General features: G+C 73.3%; 15 protein-coding genes and 1 tRNA gene. 7 read left to right on the forward strand and 9 right to left on the reverse strand.

Translation table 11 applies throughout. The features are described from left to right. The first annotated feature begins 115 nt into the window (after positions 1-115). Positions 116-1,057 (forward strand): DUF6731 family protein, encoded by a 942-nt coding sequence (locus ECOMGDLI_RS28505; protein ID WP_143448001.1) that lies wholly within the window; start codon positions 116-118, stop codon positions 1,055-1,057. A 35-nt stretch (positions 1,058-1,092) separates the two neighbouring features. Next, a complete protein-coding gene (locus ECOMGDLI_RS34125) occupies positions 1,093-1,671 on the forward strand; it encodes a hypothetical protein (protein ID WP_143448002.1) in 579 nt (192 codons plus the stop codon). A gap of 188 nt (positions 1,672-1,859) precedes the next feature. On the opposite strand, the gene ECOMGDLI_RS28515 is transcribed toward ECOMGDLI_RS34125, so the two are convergent. The 7 genes from ECOMGDLI_RS28515 to cysK all read right to left on the reverse strand — a co-directional run bounded on the left by ECOMGDLI_RS28515 (position 1,860) and on the right by cysK (position 8,305). Then, positions 1,860-1,952: transfer RNA gene (locus ECOMGDLI_RS28515), tRNA-Ser, on the reverse strand. An 83-nt stretch (positions 1,953-2,035) separates the two neighbouring features. Continuing rightward, complete coding sequence (locus ECOMGDLI_RS28520; protein WP_088320231.1) at positions 2,036-2,803, reverse strand: hypothetical protein; 768 nt, start codon at positions 2,801-2,803, stop codon at positions 2,036-2,038. Between the two features lie 102 nt (positions 2,804-2,905). Beyond that, a complete protein-coding gene (locus tag ECOMGDLI_RS35590) occupies positions 2,906-5,401 on the reverse strand; it encodes a methyl-accepting chemotaxis protein (protein ID WP_198955270.1) in 2,496 nt (831 codons plus the stop codon). Positions 5,402-5,451: 50 nt separating this feature from the next. Further along, positions 5,452-5,649 carry a DUF1918 domain-containing protein gene (locus ECOMGDLI_RS28530; RefSeq protein ID WP_369812802.1) on the reverse strand — a complete coding sequence of 66 codons (198 nt, stop codon included), beginning with the start codon at positions 5,647-5,649 and terminating at the stop codon, positions 5,452-5,454. An 81-nt stretch (positions 5,650-5,730) separates the two neighbouring features. Beyond that, a complete protein-coding gene (locus ECOMGDLI_RS28535) occupies positions 5,731-6,198 on the reverse strand; it encodes a DUF6328 family protein (protein WP_143448003.1) in 468 nt (155 codons plus the stop codon). Between the two features lie 86 nt (positions 6,199-6,284). Continuing rightward, positions 6,285-7,367: an endonuclease/exonuclease/phosphatase family protein gene (locus ECOMGDLI_RS28540; protein ID WP_143448004.1), complete on the reverse strand. Its 1,083-nt coding sequence runs from the start codon at positions 7,365-7,367 to the stop codon at positions 6,285-6,287. A gap of 8 nt (positions 7,368-7,375) precedes the next feature. Continuing rightward, a complete protein-coding gene (cysK, locus tag ECOMGDLI_RS28545; RefSeq protein WP_088285479.1) occupies positions 7,376-8,305 on the reverse strand; it encodes a cysteine synthase A in 930 nt (309 codons plus the stop codon). 266 nt (positions 8,306-8,571) lie between these two features. Here cysK and ECOMGDLI_RS28550 point away from each other — a divergent pair, with 266 nt between their 5' ends. Further along, positions 8,572-10,038: a 3' terminal RNA ribose 2'-O-methyltransferase Hen1 gene (locus tag ECOMGDLI_RS28550; RefSeq protein WP_088320261.1), complete on the forward strand. Its 1,467-nt coding sequence runs from the start codon at positions 8,572-8,574 to the stop codon at positions 10,036-10,038. After that, the gene (locus ECOMGDLI_RS28555; RefSeq protein WP_088320234.1) at positions 10,035-12,788 is read left to right on the forward strand and encodes a polynucleotide kinase-phosphatase; all 2,754 of its coding nucleotides are present in this window, start codon (positions 10,035-10,037) and stop codon (positions 12,786-12,788) included. Before ECOMGDLI_RS28550 ends, ECOMGDLI_RS28555 begins: the two co-directional genes overlap by 4 nt. A gap of 68 nt (positions 12,789-12,856) precedes the next feature. Here ECOMGDLI_RS28555 and ECOMGDLI_RS28560 read toward each other — a convergent pair whose 3' ends face one another. Next, positions 12,857-14,107: a CdaR family transcriptional regulator gene (locus ECOMGDLI_RS28560; RefSeq protein ID WP_088320235.1), complete on the reverse strand. Its 1,251-nt coding sequence runs from the start codon at positions 14,105-14,107 to the stop codon at positions 12,857-12,859. Positions 14,108-14,268: 161 nt separating this feature from the next. Between ECOMGDLI_RS28560 and ECOMGDLI_RS28565 the strand changes: the two genes are divergently transcribed. The 3 genes from ECOMGDLI_RS28565 to ECOMGDLI_RS28575 all read left to right on the forward strand — a co-directional run bounded on the left by ECOMGDLI_RS28565 (position 14,269) and on the right by ECOMGDLI_RS28575 (position 19,077). Further along, complete coding sequence (locus ECOMGDLI_RS28565; protein WP_088320236.1) at positions 14,269-15,741, forward strand: class I adenylate-forming enzyme family protein; 1,473 nt, start codon at positions 14,269-14,271, stop codon at positions 15,739-15,741. Between the two features lie 94 nt (positions 15,742-15,835). Beyond that, a complete protein-coding gene (locus tag ECOMGDLI_RS28570; protein WP_088320237.1) occupies positions 15,836-17,653 on the forward strand; it encodes a DUF3556 domain-containing protein in 1,818 nt (605 codons plus the stop codon). Then, positions 17,650-19,077 carry an NAD(P)/FAD-dependent oxidoreductase gene (locus ECOMGDLI_RS28575; protein ID WP_088320262.1) on the forward strand — a complete coding sequence of 476 codons (1,428 nt, stop codon included), beginning with the start codon at positions 17,650-17,652 and terminating at the stop codon, positions 19,075-19,077. Before ECOMGDLI_RS28570 ends, ECOMGDLI_RS28575 begins: the two co-directional genes overlap by 4 nt. Before the next feature lie 21 nt (positions 19,078-19,098). On the opposite strand, the gene ECOMGDLI_RS28580 is transcribed toward ECOMGDLI_RS28575, so the two are convergent. Further along, positions 19,099-19,608 carry a hypothetical protein gene (locus tag ECOMGDLI_RS28580; protein WP_088320238.1) on the reverse strand — a complete coding sequence of 170 codons (510 nt, stop codon included), beginning with the start codon at positions 19,606-19,608 and terminating at the stop codon, positions 19,099-19,101. Positions 19,609-19,612 lie beyond the last annotated feature (4 nt).

Raw genomic sequence — 19,612 nt, forward strand, 5'->3', positions numbered from 1 at the left:
GCTGCATGCAGACGAAGTACAGATGGCTGCACAACGGCCAACTGTGCGCGGACTAGGTAAACGCCCGATACGCTGCGTTACAGCCCAGTCGTTTCGCATTGGTTAGGTGAACTCGGTGACGTTGACGCGCGTGCGGAAGCAAGTCCGCTTCTACGAGGTGGTGCTGCTCGACCGTCACGAAGCCGTCGTCGACATCGAACCCACCTTCTGGGTAGAGCTTTGGAAGACACTCGCGCACCTACCGCCCGCGGATCGGCTCCTTAGCCACCTCGGGTCCCGGTATGCAGGCGAACACAGGGTCGCAAAGGCTCCGGCCCAGGAGTACGTCAAGTTTGGCAAGATCAGGAATCGATCTGACTGGCCGGACACGTTCGACGCTCAGACCGTCTCCTTTGGAACCCTGATCTCCGTCGGTGGCAACGACGACGGAAGCGATCTTGGGTTGGCCGAATCCGCCTACTTGATCCACGTGCCGGGCACGAACTACGTCGCCGTGCTCGCTTCAGGTCGGGCCGTGAATCTCTCAGCACTTGAATCATGGATTACCCAGGTTGCGGGCAACATCCGCCAGGAGAACGCCCTGCAGCTCCTTCCAGTGCTTGACGAGAAGACTCTGAACAAGCTGGAACGCGCAAGCAGCGTGACGAAGGTCAATGTCCGGGTGCCGCGAGGCGTGACCCGGGCGGACCTAGCCGTCGAGGGTGAGGTTGGAAGTGCACTCGCGCAGGCGACGGCTGCGACGCTGGGCGAGATGGACGTGGAGATCACATGGACGATGGGGCGGAGCCGAGGCGTCCCGAGTCAGCCAACGGCCGCGCGCATCTTGAGGGCTCTGCGGACCATCGTGGGAGGCAAGGAGCCCGTGTCGAAGGTGTCGGCGAACCTCCTGATAGAGGATGCAGAGGGGGTTGAGCAGTCGGAGCCCGTCGACTTCATCCGCCAGCGGATCAGCTTCGCCGCACAGTTCGATGTTGATCAAGATCAGGCCGTACCCGAGGAGTCGGCGCTGCGAGGGATGCTCCGGGCCATCGACCGGTTGCGCGACGAGGTGCTTTGATGGGCGGATCGACGTGCTGAGGAGTGGGGGGCCTGATGACGACCTCGGACGTGAATGCCCCGGCAAGATCGTCCTTGCGGGGAGTCGTTAGGGATCATCCGTGGTGGTGCAACGCACTGCTACTGGTCGCGACCGGGATCCACGGCGCGGCTTCGATCAAGTGGCCATCCGCCAACGTTCTCGCCCCGCTGGCACGCTCGGACTACGCAGCGAGCGCCAACGAGCTACTCCTTGGCGTGGCGGGCCTGGCAGGGCTGGCGTCAGGTTTCGCTGGTGTGGTGATCGTCTTCGGACTGCAGAGCCCCTCGCACCGCTTCCGGCGGTTCCGATGGGCTGGCGGGCGTTCCCTACGTGCCAACTGGGGCTCAGTAATGATCACTCCGATCATCGCTGGCTTCAGCGCGGTCGTCGGGGCCATCCTTCTGGGCCTCAATCACATGTCGTCGGCAACCTGGCTGCTTGAGGCGACCCTGGTCCTCCTGGCTCACTCCTGTGCACGCCTGGCATGGTTGCTTGGCGCCCTGGCTGGCCTTGTCGCTGCCGACGATGATCACGACGAACGTGAGTCTCGAAGAGTGTCGACGAGCTCGTTGTTCGCAGGCCATCGGGACTGATCTCAACACTTGTGCCTCAGCCCAGGCTGGAATGTGCCCAGCCAACTCATCCACTGCTCATCCACAGACAGCCGCGAAGGACCGTCACTGGGCATCGCTCGTCGGTGACGGCTGGACAACCGAACGCCGCGCCACACCCGACGTCCATAACAACCTGACCTGCGGTTTTGCGGTGTCATGCCTGCTCGCGGAGGGCAAGGGATTCGAACCCCTGAGGACGGGTTGGGTACCGCCCTAACGGTTTTCAAGACCGTCGCCATCAGCCACTCGGCCAGCCCTCCAGTGGTGCTCGGCCATTGTGCCTGATCCCGGTCGGCGACCTGCGGCGGCGGGGCGGTCGGGGCGGTGCGAGCGGACGAACAGGTCAGCTCCGGACGCGCTCCATCGCGTCGAAGAGGTCGGCGCCGGTGAGGGTCTCGATGATGTGGCCCTGGCCGGGGACCTCGGTGAGCTCGACCTCGTTGCCGAGCGCCTTCAGGGCGGCGGCGGTGCGGCGGCTGCCCTCGAGCCAGCCGGAGTCGTCGGCGCCGACGAAGAACGCGGTGCCGAGGCCCTCGAGGCGGGTCAGGGCGGTGGCGGAGTCGTCCGGGGGCATGCCGGGGAAGACGACGATGGAGCGGAAGCGGTCGGGGTGGTCCTCGGCGACGCGGAACGCGGAGAGGCCGCCGTTGCTCACACCGGCGAGGTCGAAGCGGCCGCCGTCGGGCGGGTACGTGCGGGCGATCTCGTCGAGCAGGCCCGGCACGAGGGCTGCGGCGTCCGGCTCGTAGAACAGGCCCGCCGGGCCGGCCGCCGGGGAGACGACGACCCAGTCGCGGGCCAGCGCCTCGGTGCGCCAGCGGTCGTCGACGATGCGCTGCGTGAGGTCGAGGTCCTGGCCGCCGGGCGGGAAGGCCAGGAGCACCTTGCCGGGGACGCCGGGGCGGCGGTCGGCGGGGACGACGAGGACGTACTGCACCTCGGTGCCGTCCGGGGCGCGGTAGGTCCGGACGGTCTCACCGGACGACGCGACGCCGGTCCCGGCGCCGCTCCCGACCGCGGCAGGCGTCGCCGCAGGCGGTGCACCGCCGCTCCCGCCGGAGCACCCTGCCAGCACGAGGGCGACGACGAGCGTCACGACACCCCGGCCCATCGCAGCTCCCCGGTCGACGGAACATCACCACCAGCCAACACGGCCGCGGCGGCGTTCCCGTTCAGCCACCCGGCAGGTTCGGCGTCGCGGGCCAGGTGAGGCTCAGAACCGGTCGAACTGCGCCTCGTCGAACGCCGGCGCCGCCGGCCGCTGCGCCGGAACGGGCGGCAGACCGCGGCCGGTCGGCACCGGCCGGGCACCCGATGCGACGACGGGGCCGGACGACGGCCCGGCGGGCCGTGCGGCGCGCGCCGCCCGGTCGGCCCCGGTCCGAAAGAAGTGCATCATCTCGCGCAGCTTCGCGGTCTGGCCGGTCATCTGGTCGGACGTCGCGGCGAGCTCCTCGCTCGACGACGCGTTCTGCTCGGTCACGGCCGTCATCTGGGCCATCGCCCGGTTGATCTGGCCGACGCCGTTGCTCTGCTCGTGGGACGCCCCGGCGATCTCCTGGACCAGGCCCGACGTCTGCCTGATCGCGGGCACGATCTCGGCGAGCAGCGAGCCGGCGCGTTCCGCCGTCCGGACGCTGCGGGTCGCGAGCTCACCGATCTGCGCCGCGGCCACCTGCGAGCGCTCCGCGAGCTTGCCGACCTCGGTCGCGACGACCGCGAACCCCTTGCCGTGCTCACCGGCCCTGGCGGCCTCGATCGTCGCGTTGAGCGCGAGCATGTTCGTCTGGAACGCGATGTCGTCGACGATCGCGATCTTGGCAGCGATCTCCTTCATCGCCTGCACCGTCTCGTCGACCGCAGTCCCGCCCTCGGTCGCCTCGGCGGCGGCCTTCGCGGCGATCGCGTCGGTGGCCTTGGCGTTCTCGCTGTTCTGCGCGACGAACGAGCCCAGCTCCTCGACGCTGGCGCTCGTCTCCTCGACGCTCGCCGCCTGCTCGGTCGCTGCCTGCGACAGCGACTGCGACGCACCGGCGATCTGGGCCGACGCGTTGGCGAGGTGGTCGGTCGCCTCCATGACCTCGGCGACGGTGCCGGCGAGCTTGGCGAGCGAGTCGTTGGCGGCCAGGCGCAGGTCCTCGAGGCGGCCGGCGTACGTGTCCGTGATGCGCTGGGTGAGGTCGCCGTCCGCCATCGCCGTGAGCACGCGCGACACCTCGGTCAACGGGCCGATCACGGTGTCGAGGGTGTCGTTGACGCCCTCGACGACGCGCCGGAACCCGCCGTGGTGCCGGGACGCGTCGACCCGGACCTCGAGCCGCCCCTCGCGTGCCGCGGTCGACAGGATGAGCGCATCCTCGGCGAGAGCACGCAGGTTCATCCGCAGCTGCTCGATGGTGTCGACGACGTACGGCTTGAGTCCGGGGAGCAGCGGCAGGGGCGCGTCGAAGTCGCCGTGCGCGAACTCGCTGACGGTCCCCATCGCCGCGCGGACCGCGACGTGCGAGGCGACCATCTCGTTGAGGCCGCTGGCCAGGGTGCGGTAGTCACCCTCGAAGGCGTCGACGTCCACGTGCGTGCGCAGGGTCAACTCCTGGTCCGCGGTGATCCGGTCGATCGAGGCGACGAGCGACGAGATCCCCTGCCGCACCGCGGTGAGGTTCGTCGCGATGTCGCCGAACTCGTCCGCGCCGGTCGGTAGCGCCGTCTCTGCGAGGTCGCCGCGCGCGATGGCGGCGATCCCCGCGACGGTCATCGCGACGTCCGTTCGGGTGCGCCACCAGACGGCCACCGCCGTGTACGCCGCGAGGGCGACCCCGGCGAGGACGAGCGCGAGCATGAGGTTGCGCTGGAACACGAACCCGTCCAGCCGGACGACGAGCAGCGCGTCGAGCGCACCGGTGAGGGCGGGGACGGCGGCGGCGAGCGCGGTGGCGACCGGCTCCGCCCGGTCGTCCGCGACCGGCCCGGGGGTGCTCACGGAGGCGCTCAGGGTGTCCGAGAGCGTCGTCAGTGCCGCGGCGGACGCGGTCACGGGCTCCAGGTCCCCCGCGAGCGTGGTGCGCGCGCTGTTCTCGACGGCCGTGCCGACGTCGCCGGCCAGCGCCTGGCCGGCCGCGGAGACCTGCCCGGCGAGCACGGCCTGAGCGGGGACGGCGGCGGCACCGGTGGCCGTGGTCTGCGACTGGACGACGGCGACGAGCGCCTTCGGCAGCTGCACGACCATGGCGTCCATGACGTAGAACGAGTCGAGGTCCGGGTCGAGGATGAGGTTCGAGGTGTTGCCGACCTGGGTCACGAGGTCACCGAGGGCCTTGACGACGGCGAGCCGGTCCGTGGCCGTCCAGCCCGTCGCGGCGGAGACGGCTGCGGCGACCGCAGCGAGCTGCTCGCCGGCGGCGAGCTCCGGGCGCGCGTCGACAGCGGAGGTCAACCCCGCGAGGTCGGGGCGGTCGCCGGCCGCGACGGCCGCCATCTGCCGGAGCGCGGGCTCGATGACGACGACGCCCACCCGCTCGGCCGCGCTGAAGCCGATCTGGCCGTTGACGGCCCCTGCGAACGCCCACGTCGCGACCAGGGTCGGGAGCAGGAGCAGCGCGACCAGCGCACTGAGGCGCATGCTCGTGCGCAGCGAGCCCACGACCCGCAGGCCGGGGCGCAGCACCGTGGGAGGGGCCGGGGGCCCGCTCGGCGTGCCGGTCGTCGTCATCCTCAGTTGATCGGCACCCGGGCGCCCGGGTTGAGCGTCGGACGCCGGCGTCAGCCTGCCGGGTGGTGCACCACCGTGTCCGAGCCGGGGAAGTAGAGGCCCTCGTGGCCGTCCTCCCAGCGGACGACGAACGGCGGCTCACCGTCGGGGCCGCGGACCTCGATCACCTCGCCGTCGCGCACCGGGCCGTCCACGTGGGTCGACCTCACGACCAAGCGGTCGCCGACTGCTGCCTTCACCGCGATCACCTCCGCGTGGAGCGTCAGGCTGCCATTCGACTCCCGCCCCGGGGGCGGCGCAACCGACCGGACGTCCCGGGTGACGGCCGGTCAGGAACCCCGCAGACGCCGTCGCAACGGGAGCGCGGCCCACAGCACGAGGATGAGCGTGCCGATCACGGCGGCCCAGACGACCGCCGACGCCCGGCTGATCGCGAGGTCGATGACGAGCAGGATCGACGTGACGACCCCGGCCGCGAGGAAGAGCAGTCCCAGCTGCGCCAGCCGGTTCGCGGCGAGCACGACCTCGTCCTTCATCTGCTGCCGGAAGAGCACGCGGTGCCAGGCGACCGGCGCGACCATGAGCGCGCTCGCCGTCGCGAGGAGCAGGACGTCCGCGACGAGCAGATACCGCTGGACGTCGTCGAACCGGGAGAAGCGTTGCTGCATGGGCATCGTCAGGAGGAAGCCGAAGAGGACCGCGACCCCGGTCTGGCTGACCCGCAGCTCCTGGAGGATCTCGCCGAAGTTGCGGTCGGCCCGCTCGTCGTCGGTCTCGCCGGGGCGCCCGCTCGTCATGCGGCAGATGCTGCCCCGGGACGCGTCGACGCACACCTGCACCCGTTACGCGTGGGCGAACGGTCCGGACGACGACCGGACGGCGGCTACCGCAGGGTGACCGTCGCGAGCACGCCCCGGTGGTCCGTACCGGGCACGGTGACCGTCGAGACGTCCGACGCCGCAAGGGTTCTCGTCGTCACGAGCACGTGGTCGAGCCGCATGACCGGCGGGAACGACCGGTCGGCCGGCCAGGTGAGCCCGGGCCAGGCCCCGCCCGTCACCCCGGCCGCGTCGGCGGCGTCCGTGAGGCCGGTGCCGAGGAGCGCGCGGAACGGCGCGTGGTCGATCGTCGCGTTGTAGTCGCCGCCGAGGATCTGCGGCCCGGCACCGCCGGCCCGCACGGCGTCCGCGAACAGGCTGAGGTCCCGTTCCCACCGGGCCGGCTGAAGCGGCGGGGACGGGTGCGCCGCGGTGACGACGACGGTGCGCCCCGGCGCGACCGTGACCCGGGCGCGCGGCGCGCGGAACGTCGTCCCGGCGACCGGGTCGAGCGGTTCGGCGGGCAACCGGGTCCACAGGCCCGACCCGCTCGCCCCGCCCTCGGCCGCGAGGCTCGAGGCCGGCAGCACGGTCTCCAGCCCGGCCGCGCGCAGCCCCGACACCGCGCCGGGGGTGAGCTCGACGGCGAGGAGCACGTCGACCCGCTCCCGGCGGACGACGTCGACGACGACGGCCGGGTCCGCCTCGCCGAACTCGAGGTTGAGGGCGAGCACCCGGACCGTCTCCGGCACGAGGGTCACCCCGCCGGGGCCGGAGGCGCCGGCCACCGGGGCACCGCGGTCCGGGACGACGGACGGCGCGACCCAGGCGGTGTGCACCCCGAGCGTCACGACCGCGAGGCCCGCGACGAGGGCCGCCGCGCGCCGCCGTCCGGACGCCCGGCCGAGCCGCAGGGCCACGGCCGCGAGCAGCACCGCGACCGCGAGCACGGGGAGCGTCCACGGCACGAGCGCGGCGAGCAGCGCCCGGTACGGCCCGCCCGTGCCGCCGCGGAGCCGTTCGACGGTGACGGGGACGCACGCCAGCCACGCCAGGGCGGCGAGCACCGTCGCGGTGCGCCGAGCAGGAACGACCCCGCCCGCGCGGCCCGGTCGATCCAGGGGCCTGCGCGGGCGGGGGTCGGACACGGGCTCGGTCAGTCCATGAGGTCGGAGTAGAGGATCGTCGACAGGTAGCGCTCGCCGAACGACGGGATGATCACGACGATGAGCTTGCCGGCGTTCTCGGGCCGCTTGGCGAGCTGCGTGGCGCCCCAGAGCGCGGCACCGGACGAGATGCCGACGAGCAGGCCCTCCTCCTTGGCGGCACGGCGGGCGTACGCGACGGCCTCCTCGGTGGGGGCGTCGAGGACCTCGTCGTAGACGGTGCGGTCGAGGATCTCGGGCACGAAGTTGGCGCCGATGCCCTGGATCGGGTGGCCGGCGGGCTGGCCGCCGTTGAGGATCGGCGACGCGAGGGGCTCGACGGCGACGACCTGGACGCCCGGCTTGCGCGCCTTGAGCACCTGGCCGACGCCGGTCAGGGTGCCGCCGGTGCCGATGCCCGCGACGAAGATGTCGACCTTGCCGTCGGTGTCGGCCCAGATCTCCTCGGCGGTCGTCGTGCGGTGGATCTCCGGGTTCGCGGCGTTCGCGAACTGGCGCACGAGGACGGCGCCCTGCTCGCGGCCGATCTCCTCGGCCTTCGCGACGGCGCCCTTCATGCCCTCGGGGGCCGGCGTGAGGACGAGCTCGGCGCCGTAGGCGCGCAGCAGCGCGCGGCGCTCCTTGCTCATCGACTCGGGCATCGTGAGGACGACCTTGTAGCCACGGGCGGCCCCGACCATGGCGAGCGCGATGCCGGTGTTGCCGGACGTCGCCTCGACGATCGTGCCGCCGGGCTTGAGCTCGCCGGACGCCTCGGCCGCGTCGATCATCGAGGCGCCGATGCGGTCCTTGACGCTGCTCGACGGGTTGTAGAACTCGAGCTTGCCCACGACGGTCGCCTCGGCGCCGTCCGTGATCCGGTTGAGCCTGACGAGCGGGGTCCGCCCGATGAGCTGGGTGACGTCGTCGTAGATCGGCATCGATGCTTCTCCGCTTGTGGTCGACGGCCGGGCGGTCCAGCCCGGACGAGTGAGGACGGGGCCAGGGCGGGCACCCCGGTGGGCAGGGGTCCGCCCTGTGAACCTACTCCGGGTGCGCCTTGTTCCCGCAGTTCACGCGTACATCGTCCACAATGTGGACCGACGTGGTCAGGATGCACCCGTTCGGCGGACACGCCGCGTGCATGCGGCGGGCCGACGGCGATAAGCGGACGACGCACCGCCCCCTGCGCTGCCACGATCGGGCCGTGCTCCTGACGATCACCGCCTCCGCGAACGAGGCGCTCCCGGACGCGACGGACCTCGGCCACCTGCTGCACAAGCACCCGGGCCGGGCGCAGTCGTTCGGGGTCGCCTCGGGGACGGCGCACGTCGTGTACCCGGAGGCCGTCGCGGCGCGCTGCACGGCGGCCCTCGTGCTCGAGGTGGACCCGGTCGCCCTCGTCCGGGGCCGGCCCGGCTCGGGCCGGCGACGGTCCGCCCCGGGCGGCGACGGCACCCTCGCCCAGTACGTCAACGACCGGCCCTACGCGGCCGGCTCGCTCCTCGCGGTCGCGCTGGGGCAGGTCTTCCGGACGGCGCTCGCCGGGCGCTGCGACCTGCGCCCGGACGCGGCCGCATCGCCGCTCGCGCTCGAGATCACCGTGCCGGTCGTGCCGTGCCGCGGCGGGGCGGACCTCGCGGAGCGGCTCTTCGGCCCGCTCGGCTGGACCGTCGAAGCCCGGCCGCTGCCGCTCGACGAGGAGTTCCCCGAGTGGGGCGACTCGCGGTACGTCACGCTGCGGCTCACCGGCAATGTGCGGCTCGCGGAGGCGCTCAACCACCTCTACGTGCTCCTTCCGGTGCTCGACGACGCGAAGCACTACTGGATCGCGGCCGACGAGGTCGACAAACTCGTGCGGGCCGGGGCAGGCTGGCTCGCGACGCACCCCGAGCGCGGCCTCGTCACCCGCCGGTACCTGCGCCGCCGGCACGCGTTCGTCCGGACGGCGCTGCAGCAGCTCGCGATCGAACGGCTCGCCGAGGCCGACGACACCGACGTCGACGACCTCGACAACGCCGTCCCGGTCGAGGAGGTGGCGCCCGCCGACGAGGTGCCCGAGGCCGAACCGGCGGCGCCGCCACTGGCCAAGCAGCGGATCGCGGCGGTGGTCGACGCGCTGCGGACGGCGGGGGCGACGTCCGTGCTCGACCTCGGCTGCGGCGAGGGCGCGCTGCTGGCCGCGCTGCTCGCCGAGCGGTCGTTCACCCGGGTCGTCGGCGCCGACGTCTCGTTCCGCGCGCTGCAGGTCGCGGCGCGCCGGCTCCGTCTCGACCGGATGCCCGAGCGCACCCGGGACCGGCTCGAGCTCGTGCAGACCGCGCTCACCTACCGGGACGCCCGGCTCGCCGGGTTCGACGCCGCCGTCCTCATGGAGGTCGTCGAGCACGTCGACCCGCCGCGGCTGCCCGCGCTGGAGGCGGCGGTGTTCGGTGCGGCGCGGCCGCGGACCGTCGTCGTCACGACGCCGAACGTCGAGTGGAACGTCCGCTACGGGCTCGAGCCGGGGCACCTGCGGCACCGGGACCACCGGTTCGAGTGGACCCGCGCGCAGTTCCGGGAGTGGGCGGACGGCGTGGCGCAGCGGCACGGGTACGCCGTGACGGTCGCGGGGGTCGGGCAGGACGACGAGGAGCTCGGGCGGCCGACGCAGCTGGGGGTGTTCGCACGATGAGCGTCGAGAAGGTGCTCGAGACCCCGCGGGTGGCGCTCGTCGTCCTCGTCGGGGCGTCCGGTTCCGGCAAGTCGACGTTCGCGGCGCGCTGCTTCGCCCCGACGCAGGTGCTCTCGAGCGACCACTACCGCGGCGTCGTCGCGGACGACGAGAACGACCAGACCGCGTCGAACGACGCGTTCGAGGCGCTGCACCACGTCGTCGGGATCCGGCTGCGGCGCGGGCTGCTCACGGTCGTCGACGCGACGAACGTGCAGGAGCACGCGCGCGCGAGCCTCGTGAAGCTGGCGCGCGAGCACGACGTGCTGCCGGTCGCCGTCGTCCTCGACGTGCCGGTCTCGGAGTGCGTGCGCCGCAACGAGTCCCGGCCCGACCGCGACTTCGGCGCGCACGTCGTCAAGCGGCACGCGGCAGCGCTGCGCCGCAGCCTTCCGCGGCTGCAGCGCGAGGGGTTCCGGATCGTCCACGTGCTCCGCGGGGCCGACGAGGTGGCAGCCGCTCGGGTGCGGTTCACCCGGATGCTCAACGACCACCGCGAGCTCGCCGGCCCGTTCGACGTCGTCGGTGACGTCCACGGCTGCCGCGGCGAGCTCGAGACGCTGCTGACGACGCTGGGGTACGCGCTGCGCCGGGACGACGAGGGCCGGGCGGTCGGCGCGACCCCGCCGCCGGGGCGGACCGCGGTGTTCGTGGGCGACCTGGTCGACCGCGGCCCGGACACCCCGGGCGTCCTGCGGCTCGTCATGGGCATGGTCGCGGCGGGCGAGGCACTGTGCGTGCCGGGCAACCACGAGAACAAGCTCATCCGCGCGCTGCGCGGGCGCAACGTCAAGGTCTCGCACGGCCTCGCCGAGTCGCTCGACCAGCTCGGGCGCGAGTCGCCGGAGTTCCGGGCCGAGGCCGAGGCGTTCATGGACGGGCTCGTGTCGCACCTCGTGCTCGACGAGGGCCGCCTCGTCGTCTCGCACGCGGGGCTCAAGGAGGCGTACCACGGGCGTGCGTCCGGACGGGTCCGCTCGTTCGCGCTCTACGGCGACACCACCGGCGAGACCGACGAGTACGGCCTGCCGGTGCGCTACCCGTGGGCGCAGGAGTACCGCGGCCGGGCCGTGGTGCTCTACGGCCACACCCCGACGGCGACGCCGGAGTGGGTCAACAACACCCTGTGTCTCGACACCGGGTGCGTCTTCGGCGGCGCTCTCACGGCGCTGCGCTACCCCGAGCGGGAGATCGTCTCGGTCCCCGCCGAACGCGAGTGGTACGCACCGGTCCGCCCGCTCGACGCGGACCGGGAAGGGACCGCAGGAGGCTTTGCTCTGCCATCACCAGCGAGCCACGGTGGCGACGCCGGGTCGGGCCGGCCTGGCTCGCTCCTGATGGCAGAGCAGAGCGTGCGCGCAGCAGCGCCCGGCCGGGGCGGGTCGTCGCCGCACCGGGAAGGGCTCGAGCTGACCGACGTCCTGCCCGACGGCCCGGTGCGGGTGCTCGAGACGGCGCACCACGGGCGGGTGTCCGTGCGGGCGGAGAACGCCGCCGCGGCGCTCGAGGTCATGAGCCGGTTCGCGATCGACCCGCGGCCGCTGCTCTACCTGCCGCCGACGATGGCCCCGTGCGCGACCTCGACGCTGCCGGACGTGCTCGAGCACCCGGCGGAGGCGTTCGCCGCCTACGCCGACGAGGGCGTCCTCGACGTCGTGTGCGAGGAGAAGCACATGGGGTCGAGGGCCGTCGTCCTGCTCGCCCGGACGCCGGACGTCGCGCGGCGGCGGTTCGGGCTGGGCGAGGTGCCGGACGGCGGGCCGGACGGCGCAGCACCCGGTGCGGTCTGGACCCGGACCGGCCGGGCGTTCCTCGACGACGACCTCACGGCCGCTCTCGTCGACCGGCTGCGTGCCGCCGCCGACGCGGCCGGCCTCTGGACGGCGGTCGCCGGGGGCGACGCCGACGCGGACTGGGTGCTGCTCGACTGCGAGGTCATGCCGTGGTCGGCGAAGGCCGTCGAGCTGCTGCGCCGGCAGTACGCGGCGGTCGGCGCGGCCGGGCGAGCAGCCCTGCCGGCGACCCTCGACGTGCTCGGATCCGTTGCGGCACGAGGGATCGACGTCGGCGAGCTGGTCGCGCGGACGCAGGCGCGCAGCACGGACGTCGACGCGTTCACGGCGGCCTACCGGCGGTACTGCTGGCCGACGGAGGGGCTGTCGGGCCTGCGGGTCGCACCGTTCCAGGTGCTCGCCGCCGGGCTCGCCGACGAGACGGCGGCACCGCCGGCGCGGGCGTTCCACACCCGGGACCACCTGTGGCACCTCGGGATCGCCGACACGCTCGTCGCCGCCGACCCGGGTCTCGTCACCCCGACGCGGCGGCTCGTCGTCCGCACGGACGACGACGCCTCGGTCACGACCGGCGTCGCGTGGTGGGAGGACCTCACCGGCGCCGGGGGCGAGGGGATGGTCGTCAAGCCGGTCGCGAACCTCGTCCGCGGCCCGAAGGGGCTCGTCCAGCCGGGGGTCAAGGTCCGCGGCCGGGAGTACCTGCGGATCATCTACGGGCCGGAGTACACCGAGCCGGCGAACCTCGAGCGGCTGCGGCGGCGGAGCCTGGGGCACAAGCGGTCGCTGGCGCTGCGCGAGTACGCGCTCGGCCTGGAGGCCCTGGAGCGGACGGCGCGCGGCGAGCCGCTGTGGCGGGTCCACGAGTGCGTCTTCGCCGTGCTCGCGTGCGAGTCGGAGCCGGTCGACCCGCGGCTGTGACGTGGCGCCGCCCGGGCGGTTCGGCCCGGCTGTTCGGCCGGGCTGTTCGGCCGGGCTGTTCGGCCCGGTCAGTCCGGGCGGCGCGGACCCGCCGAGAGCACCCGCGGGCCGAGCAGCTCGCAGACGAGGAGGGCGACCTCGACGTCGAGCCGGCCCTCGGCGATCGGCAGGCCGCGCAGCTCCTCGGCGCGCTGCACGCGGTAGTGCACGGTGTTCTTGTGCACGTGCAGCAGGGCCGCGGCGGCGGTGTAGCTGCCGCCGCACGTGAGCAGCGCACGGACCGTCTGCCGCAGCCGCGCGGTGCCCTCGTCGTCCTCGGCGAGGTCACCGAGCACCCGTCGCACCCAGGCCCGGAGAACCGTCGGGTGGTCGGTGAGCAGGGCTGCGACGGCGACGTCGTCGAACCGGACGACCTGGCCGTGCGCGCCGGGCGCCGCCTGGACGACGGCCCGCGCCCGCAGCGCCTCGCGATGCGTCTGCCGGAACCCGGCGAGCCCGCAGGCGGGCGAGCCGAGCGCGAGCCGGATCGGTGCGACGGCGGCGAGCCTGCGCGCCACGGCCTCGACGTCGACGGCCGCCCGGCCCGGTGACGTCACCCACGCCCACAACGTCACGTCGTCGACGACGACCGTCTCGACGGTGCGCCCCAGGGACTCGGCGAGCACGCGCCGGGCGGCCTGCAGGCTCGCGACCGGGCCGCCGGTCGTGTCGTCGACCCAGGCGACGGCTCCGACGTGCCAGCCGTCGAGGGCGACGTCGATGAGGTCCTGGGCGGAGCGGGTGCTCAGCGACTCGTTGTCGAGGACGATCCGCAGCTGGGCGATCCGGGCGGCGTCGGTGCGGCTGTCCCAGCGCCTCCGCTCGGACTCGTAGATCTCGACGAGGGACTCGGCCACCTTGTCGATGTAGACGTCCGTGCGCAGCACGAGGTGGTTGCCGGCCTCGGCGAGCTGCGGGGCGGACGTCGTCACCTCGGCCAGCGCGGCGAGACCCCAGCGGGTGAAGCGGTTGTGCCCGATCCGGTACGCCCGCAGCAGACCTTCGAGCGAGAGGCCGTGCTGGGCGAACCGGCGGGCGTACTCCGCGGCGGCCGGCGGCACGGTGATGTCGTCCTCGGCGATCTTGTGCACGAGGAGGGCGATGATCGCCTCGACGTTCGCGGTGGTGCTCGCGACCATGAGCCGCCGGACCGCGTCGTCGTGCTGGAACTCCGGGATGACCTCGACGAAGTAGTCGGTCATCTCGGGCACGAGGGACTCCAGCCGGGCCTCGATGAGGCGGGCGGCGTCGGCGACGAGCTCCTCGGTGAGCACGATCATCGACTCTATCCGCGCTCCGGGACCTTCGACCCTGGTGCGCGGGCACAGTCACCCGGGCGGACTTCGTGACCGCAGTCCATGGCGTGGGTCACACCGCGCCGGTGATCCTCGCAGGACGGCAGCGGTGATCGACCGCGCCACCACGAGCGACGGAGCTTGCGATGCACACGCCACTGCCCGCCGTCCCGGCACTGCCCGTCGGGCGGGCGCGCCGTGACCCGACGGGCGCCTGCCTCGCCGACGACACGCGGACCCTGGACAACGCGGCTTTCGCGGCCGCCGTCCGGACCGCCGCCGCGAACCTGGCCGCCGCCGGCGTCGGGCCCGGTGACATGGTCGCGGTCGTCCTGCCGAACCGGGTCGAGCTCGTCGTCACGCTCTTCGCCGCCTGGCACCTCGGCGCGTGCGTCACGCCGGTCAACCCGGCCCTGACGCCGGTCGAGGCCGGGTACCAGCTCGACGACAGCGGCGCGAAGGTCGTGGTCGCCGACCCCGACGTGACGCCCGCGGCCACCCTCGACGTGGCCGAGCTCCTCGCGGCCCCCGCCGACCCGGGCACCGTGCCCGCGGAGCCGCAGGCACGCAGCGACGACCTCGCGCTCGTCATCTACACGAGCGGGACGACGGGCCGTCCCAAGGGCGTCATGCTCGACCACGCGAACGTCGAGGCGATGTGCCGGGGCATCGTCGCCGGCATCGGCCTCGACGCCGGCGACCACTCGCTGCTCGTGCTGCCGCTGTTCCACGTCAACGGGATCACGGTGAGCGTGCTCTCGCCGCTGCTCGCGGGCGGCCGTGCGACGATCGCCGGCCGGTTCCGCCCGGACACCTTCTTCGCCGAGGTCGAGCGGGTGCGCCCCACGTACTTCTCCGCCGTGCCGGCGATCTACGTGCTGCTGACGAACCTCCCGGCGGACGTCACGCCGGACACGTCGTCGTTGCGACGCGTCATCTGCGGCGCCGCTCCGATGCCCGCAGCCGCGATCCACGCGTTCCAGGACCGGTTCGGGGTGCCGCTCGTCGAGGGCTACGGCCTGTCCGAAGGCACCTGCGCGTCGACGCTCAACCCGCCGGACGGCGTCCGCAAGCCCGGGACGGTCGGGCTGCCGCTGCCCGGCCAGCAGGTCCTGCTCCGCCACGAGGACGGCACGATCGACCGCGAGGGCACCGGTGAGGTCGTCATCTCCGGCCCGACCGTCATGCGCGGCTACCTCGGCCGCCCGGAGGACACCGCGGCGACGGTCGTCGACGGCTGGCTGCGCACCGGTGACGTCGGCCGCTTCGACGAGGACGGCTACCTCGTCCTCGTGGACCGGATCAAGGACATGATCATCCGGGGCGGGGAGAACATCTACCCCAAGGAGATCGAGAACGCCCTCCACACCCACCCGGACGTCGTCGAGGCCGCCGTCGTCGGCGCCCCGGACGCCGTCCTCGGCGAGGTACCCGTCGCCTTCGTCGCCGTCCGGCCGGGCTCCGGGACGACCGGCGACGACCTGCTCGCGCACTGCGCGAGCCGCCTGGCCCGGATGAAGCTCCCGACCCGGGTCGACCTCATGGACGCCCTCCCGAAGAACCCCGTCGGCAAGATCGACAAACCGACGCTGCGCCGGGGGCTCACCCCGGCGGGCTGACCGCACCCACCGACACCTCGCGACCACCCGGCCGCGAGGAGCTCCAGCACGCCCGCACGAGCACGCCTCCCTCCCCCACCACGAAGGACACGCCATGGGCTTCAAGACCGGCGACTTCCCACCCGTCGACCTCGAGACGTTCCTCGACAAGCCGCTCATGGAGCGGACGAAGACCCTTGCCCTGCACTGGGTCGAGTATGGCTTCGGGACACCGAAGATGATCCACGTGACGTACCTGGTGAAGATCGTCGTGCTCTGGCTCGTCGCCGGCTTCTCGCTCGCGACGTGGACCAGTGGCGTCGGCCCGGCGTGGGACGTCTCCGGCTGGTGGGCCGAGCCCGTCGTCTGGCAGAAGATGGTCGCCTGGACGATGTTCCTCGAGGCGCTCGGCATCGCCGGTTCCTGGGGGCCGCTCGCCGGGAAGTTCAAGCCCATGACGGGCGGCGCGCTCTTCTACGCCCGCCCCGGCACGATCCGGCTGCGCCCGTGGAAGGCGGTGCCCGGGACGAACGGCGACACCCGGACGGTCTTCGACGTCGCGGTGTACCTGGGCTTCCTCACCGCGCTCCTGGCGCTCGTCGTCATGCCGGGCCGGGTCACCGACTCGCTCGCGAAGGCCCTGCCGGGCAACGACTCCGGGCTCGTGAGCCCGACGGTCTCTCTCGTCGCGCTCGGGCTGCTCGTCGTCCTCGGGCTGCGGGACAAGACCGCGTTCCTCACCGCGCGGGCCGAGCAGTACGGCCCGGCCCTGCTGTTCTTCGGCACGCTCGGGTTCGTCGACATGATCGTCGCCGCGAAGCTGCTCATCGTCGTCGTGTGGATGGGCGCCGGGGTCTCCAAGCTCGGCCACCACTTCACGAACGTCGTCCCGCCGATGCTCTCCAACAGCCCGTGCCTGCCGTTCCTCGGGTTCAAGCGGAGCCTGTACCGGAACTTCCCGCAGGACCTGCGCCCTTCGTGGGTCGCCTCCGGCTTCGCGCACGTCGGCGGCACCGTCGTCGAGCTCGTGCTGCCGCTCGTGCTGCTCTTCTCGACGAACCGGACGATCACCCTGCTCGCCGTGGTCGGCATGGTGGTCTTCCACTTCTTCATCATCGGCGCGTTCGCTCTCGCGGTGCCGCAGGAGTGGAACCTCCAGTTCGCGTTCACGACGGTCGTGCTCTTCGCGGGCTTCCCCGCGGGCGAGGGCTACGGTGTCGGGGACATGTCCTCGCCGCTCCTGCTCGCCGCGCTCGTCGCCGGTCTGCTCTTCTTCCCGGTGCTCGGCAACCTGCGCCCCGACCTCGTGTCGTTCTTGCCCTCGATGCGGCAGTACGCGGGCAACTGGGCCTCGGCGACGTGGGCGTTCGCCCCGGGGGCCGAGGAGAAGCTCAACACCCTCGCGCACCGGCCGACGAAGAACCAGGTCGACCAGCTCCAGGCGATGGGCTACCCGCTCCCCGTCGCCGAGGTGACCATGCAGCAGACGCTCGGCTGGCGCACGATGCACAGCCAGGGCCGGGGCCTGTTCTCGGTGCTGCTGTCGCGCGTGCCCGACATCGAGAGCCGGACCGTCCGCGAGGCCGAGTTCGCCTGCAACTCGTTGCTGGGCTTCAACTTCGGTGACGGCCACCTGCACGACGAGGACCTGCTCAAGGCACTGCAGAAGCGGATCGGTTTCGAGCCCGGCGAGTTCCTCGTCGTCTGGGTGGAGTCGCAGCCGATCCACCGGCGGACCCAGGAGTGGAAGCTCGTGGACGTCGCGACCGGCGTCGTCGAGCGCGGTACCTGGGACGTCGAGGAGTGCGTCCGCACCCAGCCGTGGCTCCCCGACGGGCCCGTCACGCTGACCTCGACGTGGACGCGGGAGAAGGACGGCGCCCTGCCGTGGGTCTCCGGCCCCGCCCGGACGCAGACGAGGACGCCTGCGTGAGCACAGCTCTGGTCGTCGGCGGCGGGCCCAACGGGCTCGCCGCCGCGGCGCTGCTCGCGAGCGAGGGCGTCGACGTGACCCTCCTCGAGGCCGCCGACGAGGTCGGCGGCGGCACCCGGTCGTGGGAGGGCCTCGTCCCCGGGATGCTCCACGACCACTGCTCGGCGATCCACCCGATGGCCGTCGGCTCACCGGTCTTCGAGCGCCTCGGCCTGGCCGCCCACGGGCTGCGGTGGCGGTACGCGCCGCTCGACTGCGTGCACGTCCTCGACGGCGGCCGGGCCGGTGTCCTGCACCGGGACGTCGACGAGACCGCCGCGGGCCTAGGGCCGGACGGCGGCACGTGGCGCCGGCTGTTCGCCGGGCCGGCCGCCCGGTACGACGCACTCGCCGAGGACATCCTCGGGCCGCTGCTCGGCGTCCCCCGGCACCCGTTGCTGCTCAGCCGGTTCGGCGCCCCGACACTGCTGCCCGCGACCGTGCTCGCCCGGCTGTTCCGCACCGACGAGGCCCGCGCCCTGTGGGCCGGCGCCGCAGCGCACGCCTTCACCCGGCTCGACCGGCCGCTCAGCTCGGCGATCGGGCTGGGCATCCTCACCGCAGGGCACCGGCACGGCTGGCCCGTCGCCGCCGGCGGCTCGCAGGCCATCGCGCGCGCGCTCACGGCGTCCCTCGCCGCGCACGGCGGCCGGGTGCAGACCGGCGTCCGGGTCCGCTCCACGGCCGACCTGCCGCCGGCCGACGTGACGCTCTTCGACCTCGACCCGCCCCAGGTCGCGGCGATCCTCGGCGACCGGCTGCCGGCCAGGGTCTCGCGCGCCTACCGCCGGTTCCGTCGCGGACCGGGCGCGTTCAAGGTCGACCTCGCCGTCGAGGGCGGCGTGCCGTGGACGGCGGACGCAGCCCGCCGGTCGGGCACCGTGCACGCCGGCGGCACCGTCGCCGAGGTTGCCACCGCCGAGCGGGACGTCGTCCGGGGCCGGATGCCGCAGCGCCCGTTCGTGCTCGTCGGGCAGCAGTACCTCGCCGACCCGCAGCGGTCGGCCGGCGACGTCCACCCGGTCTGGGCCTACGCCCACGTGCCGCACGGCTACGACGGCGACGCGACGGACGCCGTCCTCGCCCAGCTAGAGCGCTTCGCCCCCGGTCTGCGGGAGCGGGTCGTCGGCATGCGGGTGACCCGGCCCGCCGACTTCGCCGCCTGGAACCCGAACTTCGCCGGGGGCGACATCCTCACCGGGCGCAAGGACGTCCGGCAGCTCCTGCTCGGCGCCCGCGGCGGCCTCGCCGCGCTCACGCCGTACGACGTCGGAGTGCCGGGGATGTTCCTGTGCTCGGCGGCGACGCCGCCCGGCCCGGGCGCGCACGGGATGTGCGGGGCGCACGCGGCGCAGCGCGCGCTGCAGCATCTGCGGTCGCGGTGAGAAGCCCTGCGGCGGAACGGGTCAGACCCGTTCGCTCGTGACCTCGACGGAGACGGGCCGCAGCGGGGACAGCACCGGCCACTCCGGCCGGCCGCTCACCTGGGCCACCCAGCCGCTCGCCGCGCGCTCGCCGTCCTGCACCCACGACGACTCGAAGCGGCCGAGCGCGGTGAGGGTCGGGTCGACGTCGTAGGTCAGCCGGACGTCGAGCTGGAGGTACTCGTCGTGCCCGACGAGCGAGATCTCGCCCGGTGCCGCGACGACCTGGCGGCTCAGCACGAGGCAGAACTGCGAGCGGCCGCCGCGGTGGTAGGTGCCCCACTGGTAGAGCAGGGCGTCGGCCTCGAGCCCGTCGGCGGCACGCATCCGCACGGCGGCGAAGTCCGCGAAGGTCTCCCAGGCCGTCCAGGCGGTGAACCGGTCCGTCGTCAGGCCACGGGCCCGGACGCAGCCGGCGAAGACGCCGGCGAGGTCCGCGGGGGTGCGGACCGTCGCGCTCGAGACGGTGCTCGTCGGCGTCCGGGTGCTCACGAGG

Origin of the sequence: Kineosporia sp. R_H_3 (assembly GCF_002198675.1) — a bacterium.
Taxonomy (GTDB): domain Bacteria; phylum Actinomycetota; class Actinomycetes; order Actinomycetales; family Kineosporiaceae; genus R-H-3.

Coding starts and splice junctions, on each gene's coding strand:
- ECOMGDLI_RS34125 (WP_143448002.1), top strand. CDS start 1,093: ATGACGACCTCGGACGTGAATGCCCCGGCAAGATCGTCCTTGCGGGGA.
- ECOMGDLI_RS28520 (WP_088320231.1), bottom strand. CDS start 2,803: ATGGGCCGGGGTGTCGTGACGCTCGTCGTCGCCCTCGTGCTGGCAGGG.
- ECOMGDLI_RS35590 (WP_198955270.1), bottom strand. CDS start 5,401: ATGACGACGACCGGCACGCCGAGCGGGCCCCCGGCCCCTCCCACGGTG.
- ECOMGDLI_RS28535 (WP_143448003.1), bottom strand. CDS start 6,198: ATGACGAGCGGGCGCCCCGGCGAGACCGACGACGAGCGGGCCGACCGC.
- cysK (WP_088285479.1), bottom strand. CDS start 8,305: ATGCCGATCTACGACGACGTCACCCAGCTCATCGGGCGGACCCCGCTC.
- ECOMGDLI_RS28555 (WP_088320234.1), top strand. CDS start 10,035: ATGAGCGTCGAGAAGGTGCTCGAGACCCCGCGGGTGGCGCTCGTCGTC.
- ECOMGDLI_RS28560 (WP_088320235.1), bottom strand. CDS start 14,107: ATGATCGTGCTCACCGAGGAGCTCGTCGCCGACGCCGCCCGCCTCATC.
- ECOMGDLI_RS28565 (WP_088320236.1), top strand. CDS start 14,269: ATGCACACGCCACTGCCCGCCGTCCCGGCACTGCCCGTCGGGCGGGCG.
- ECOMGDLI_RS28570 (WP_088320237.1), top strand. CDS start 15,836: ATGGGCTTCAAGACCGGCGACTTCCCACCCGTCGACCTCGAGACGTTC.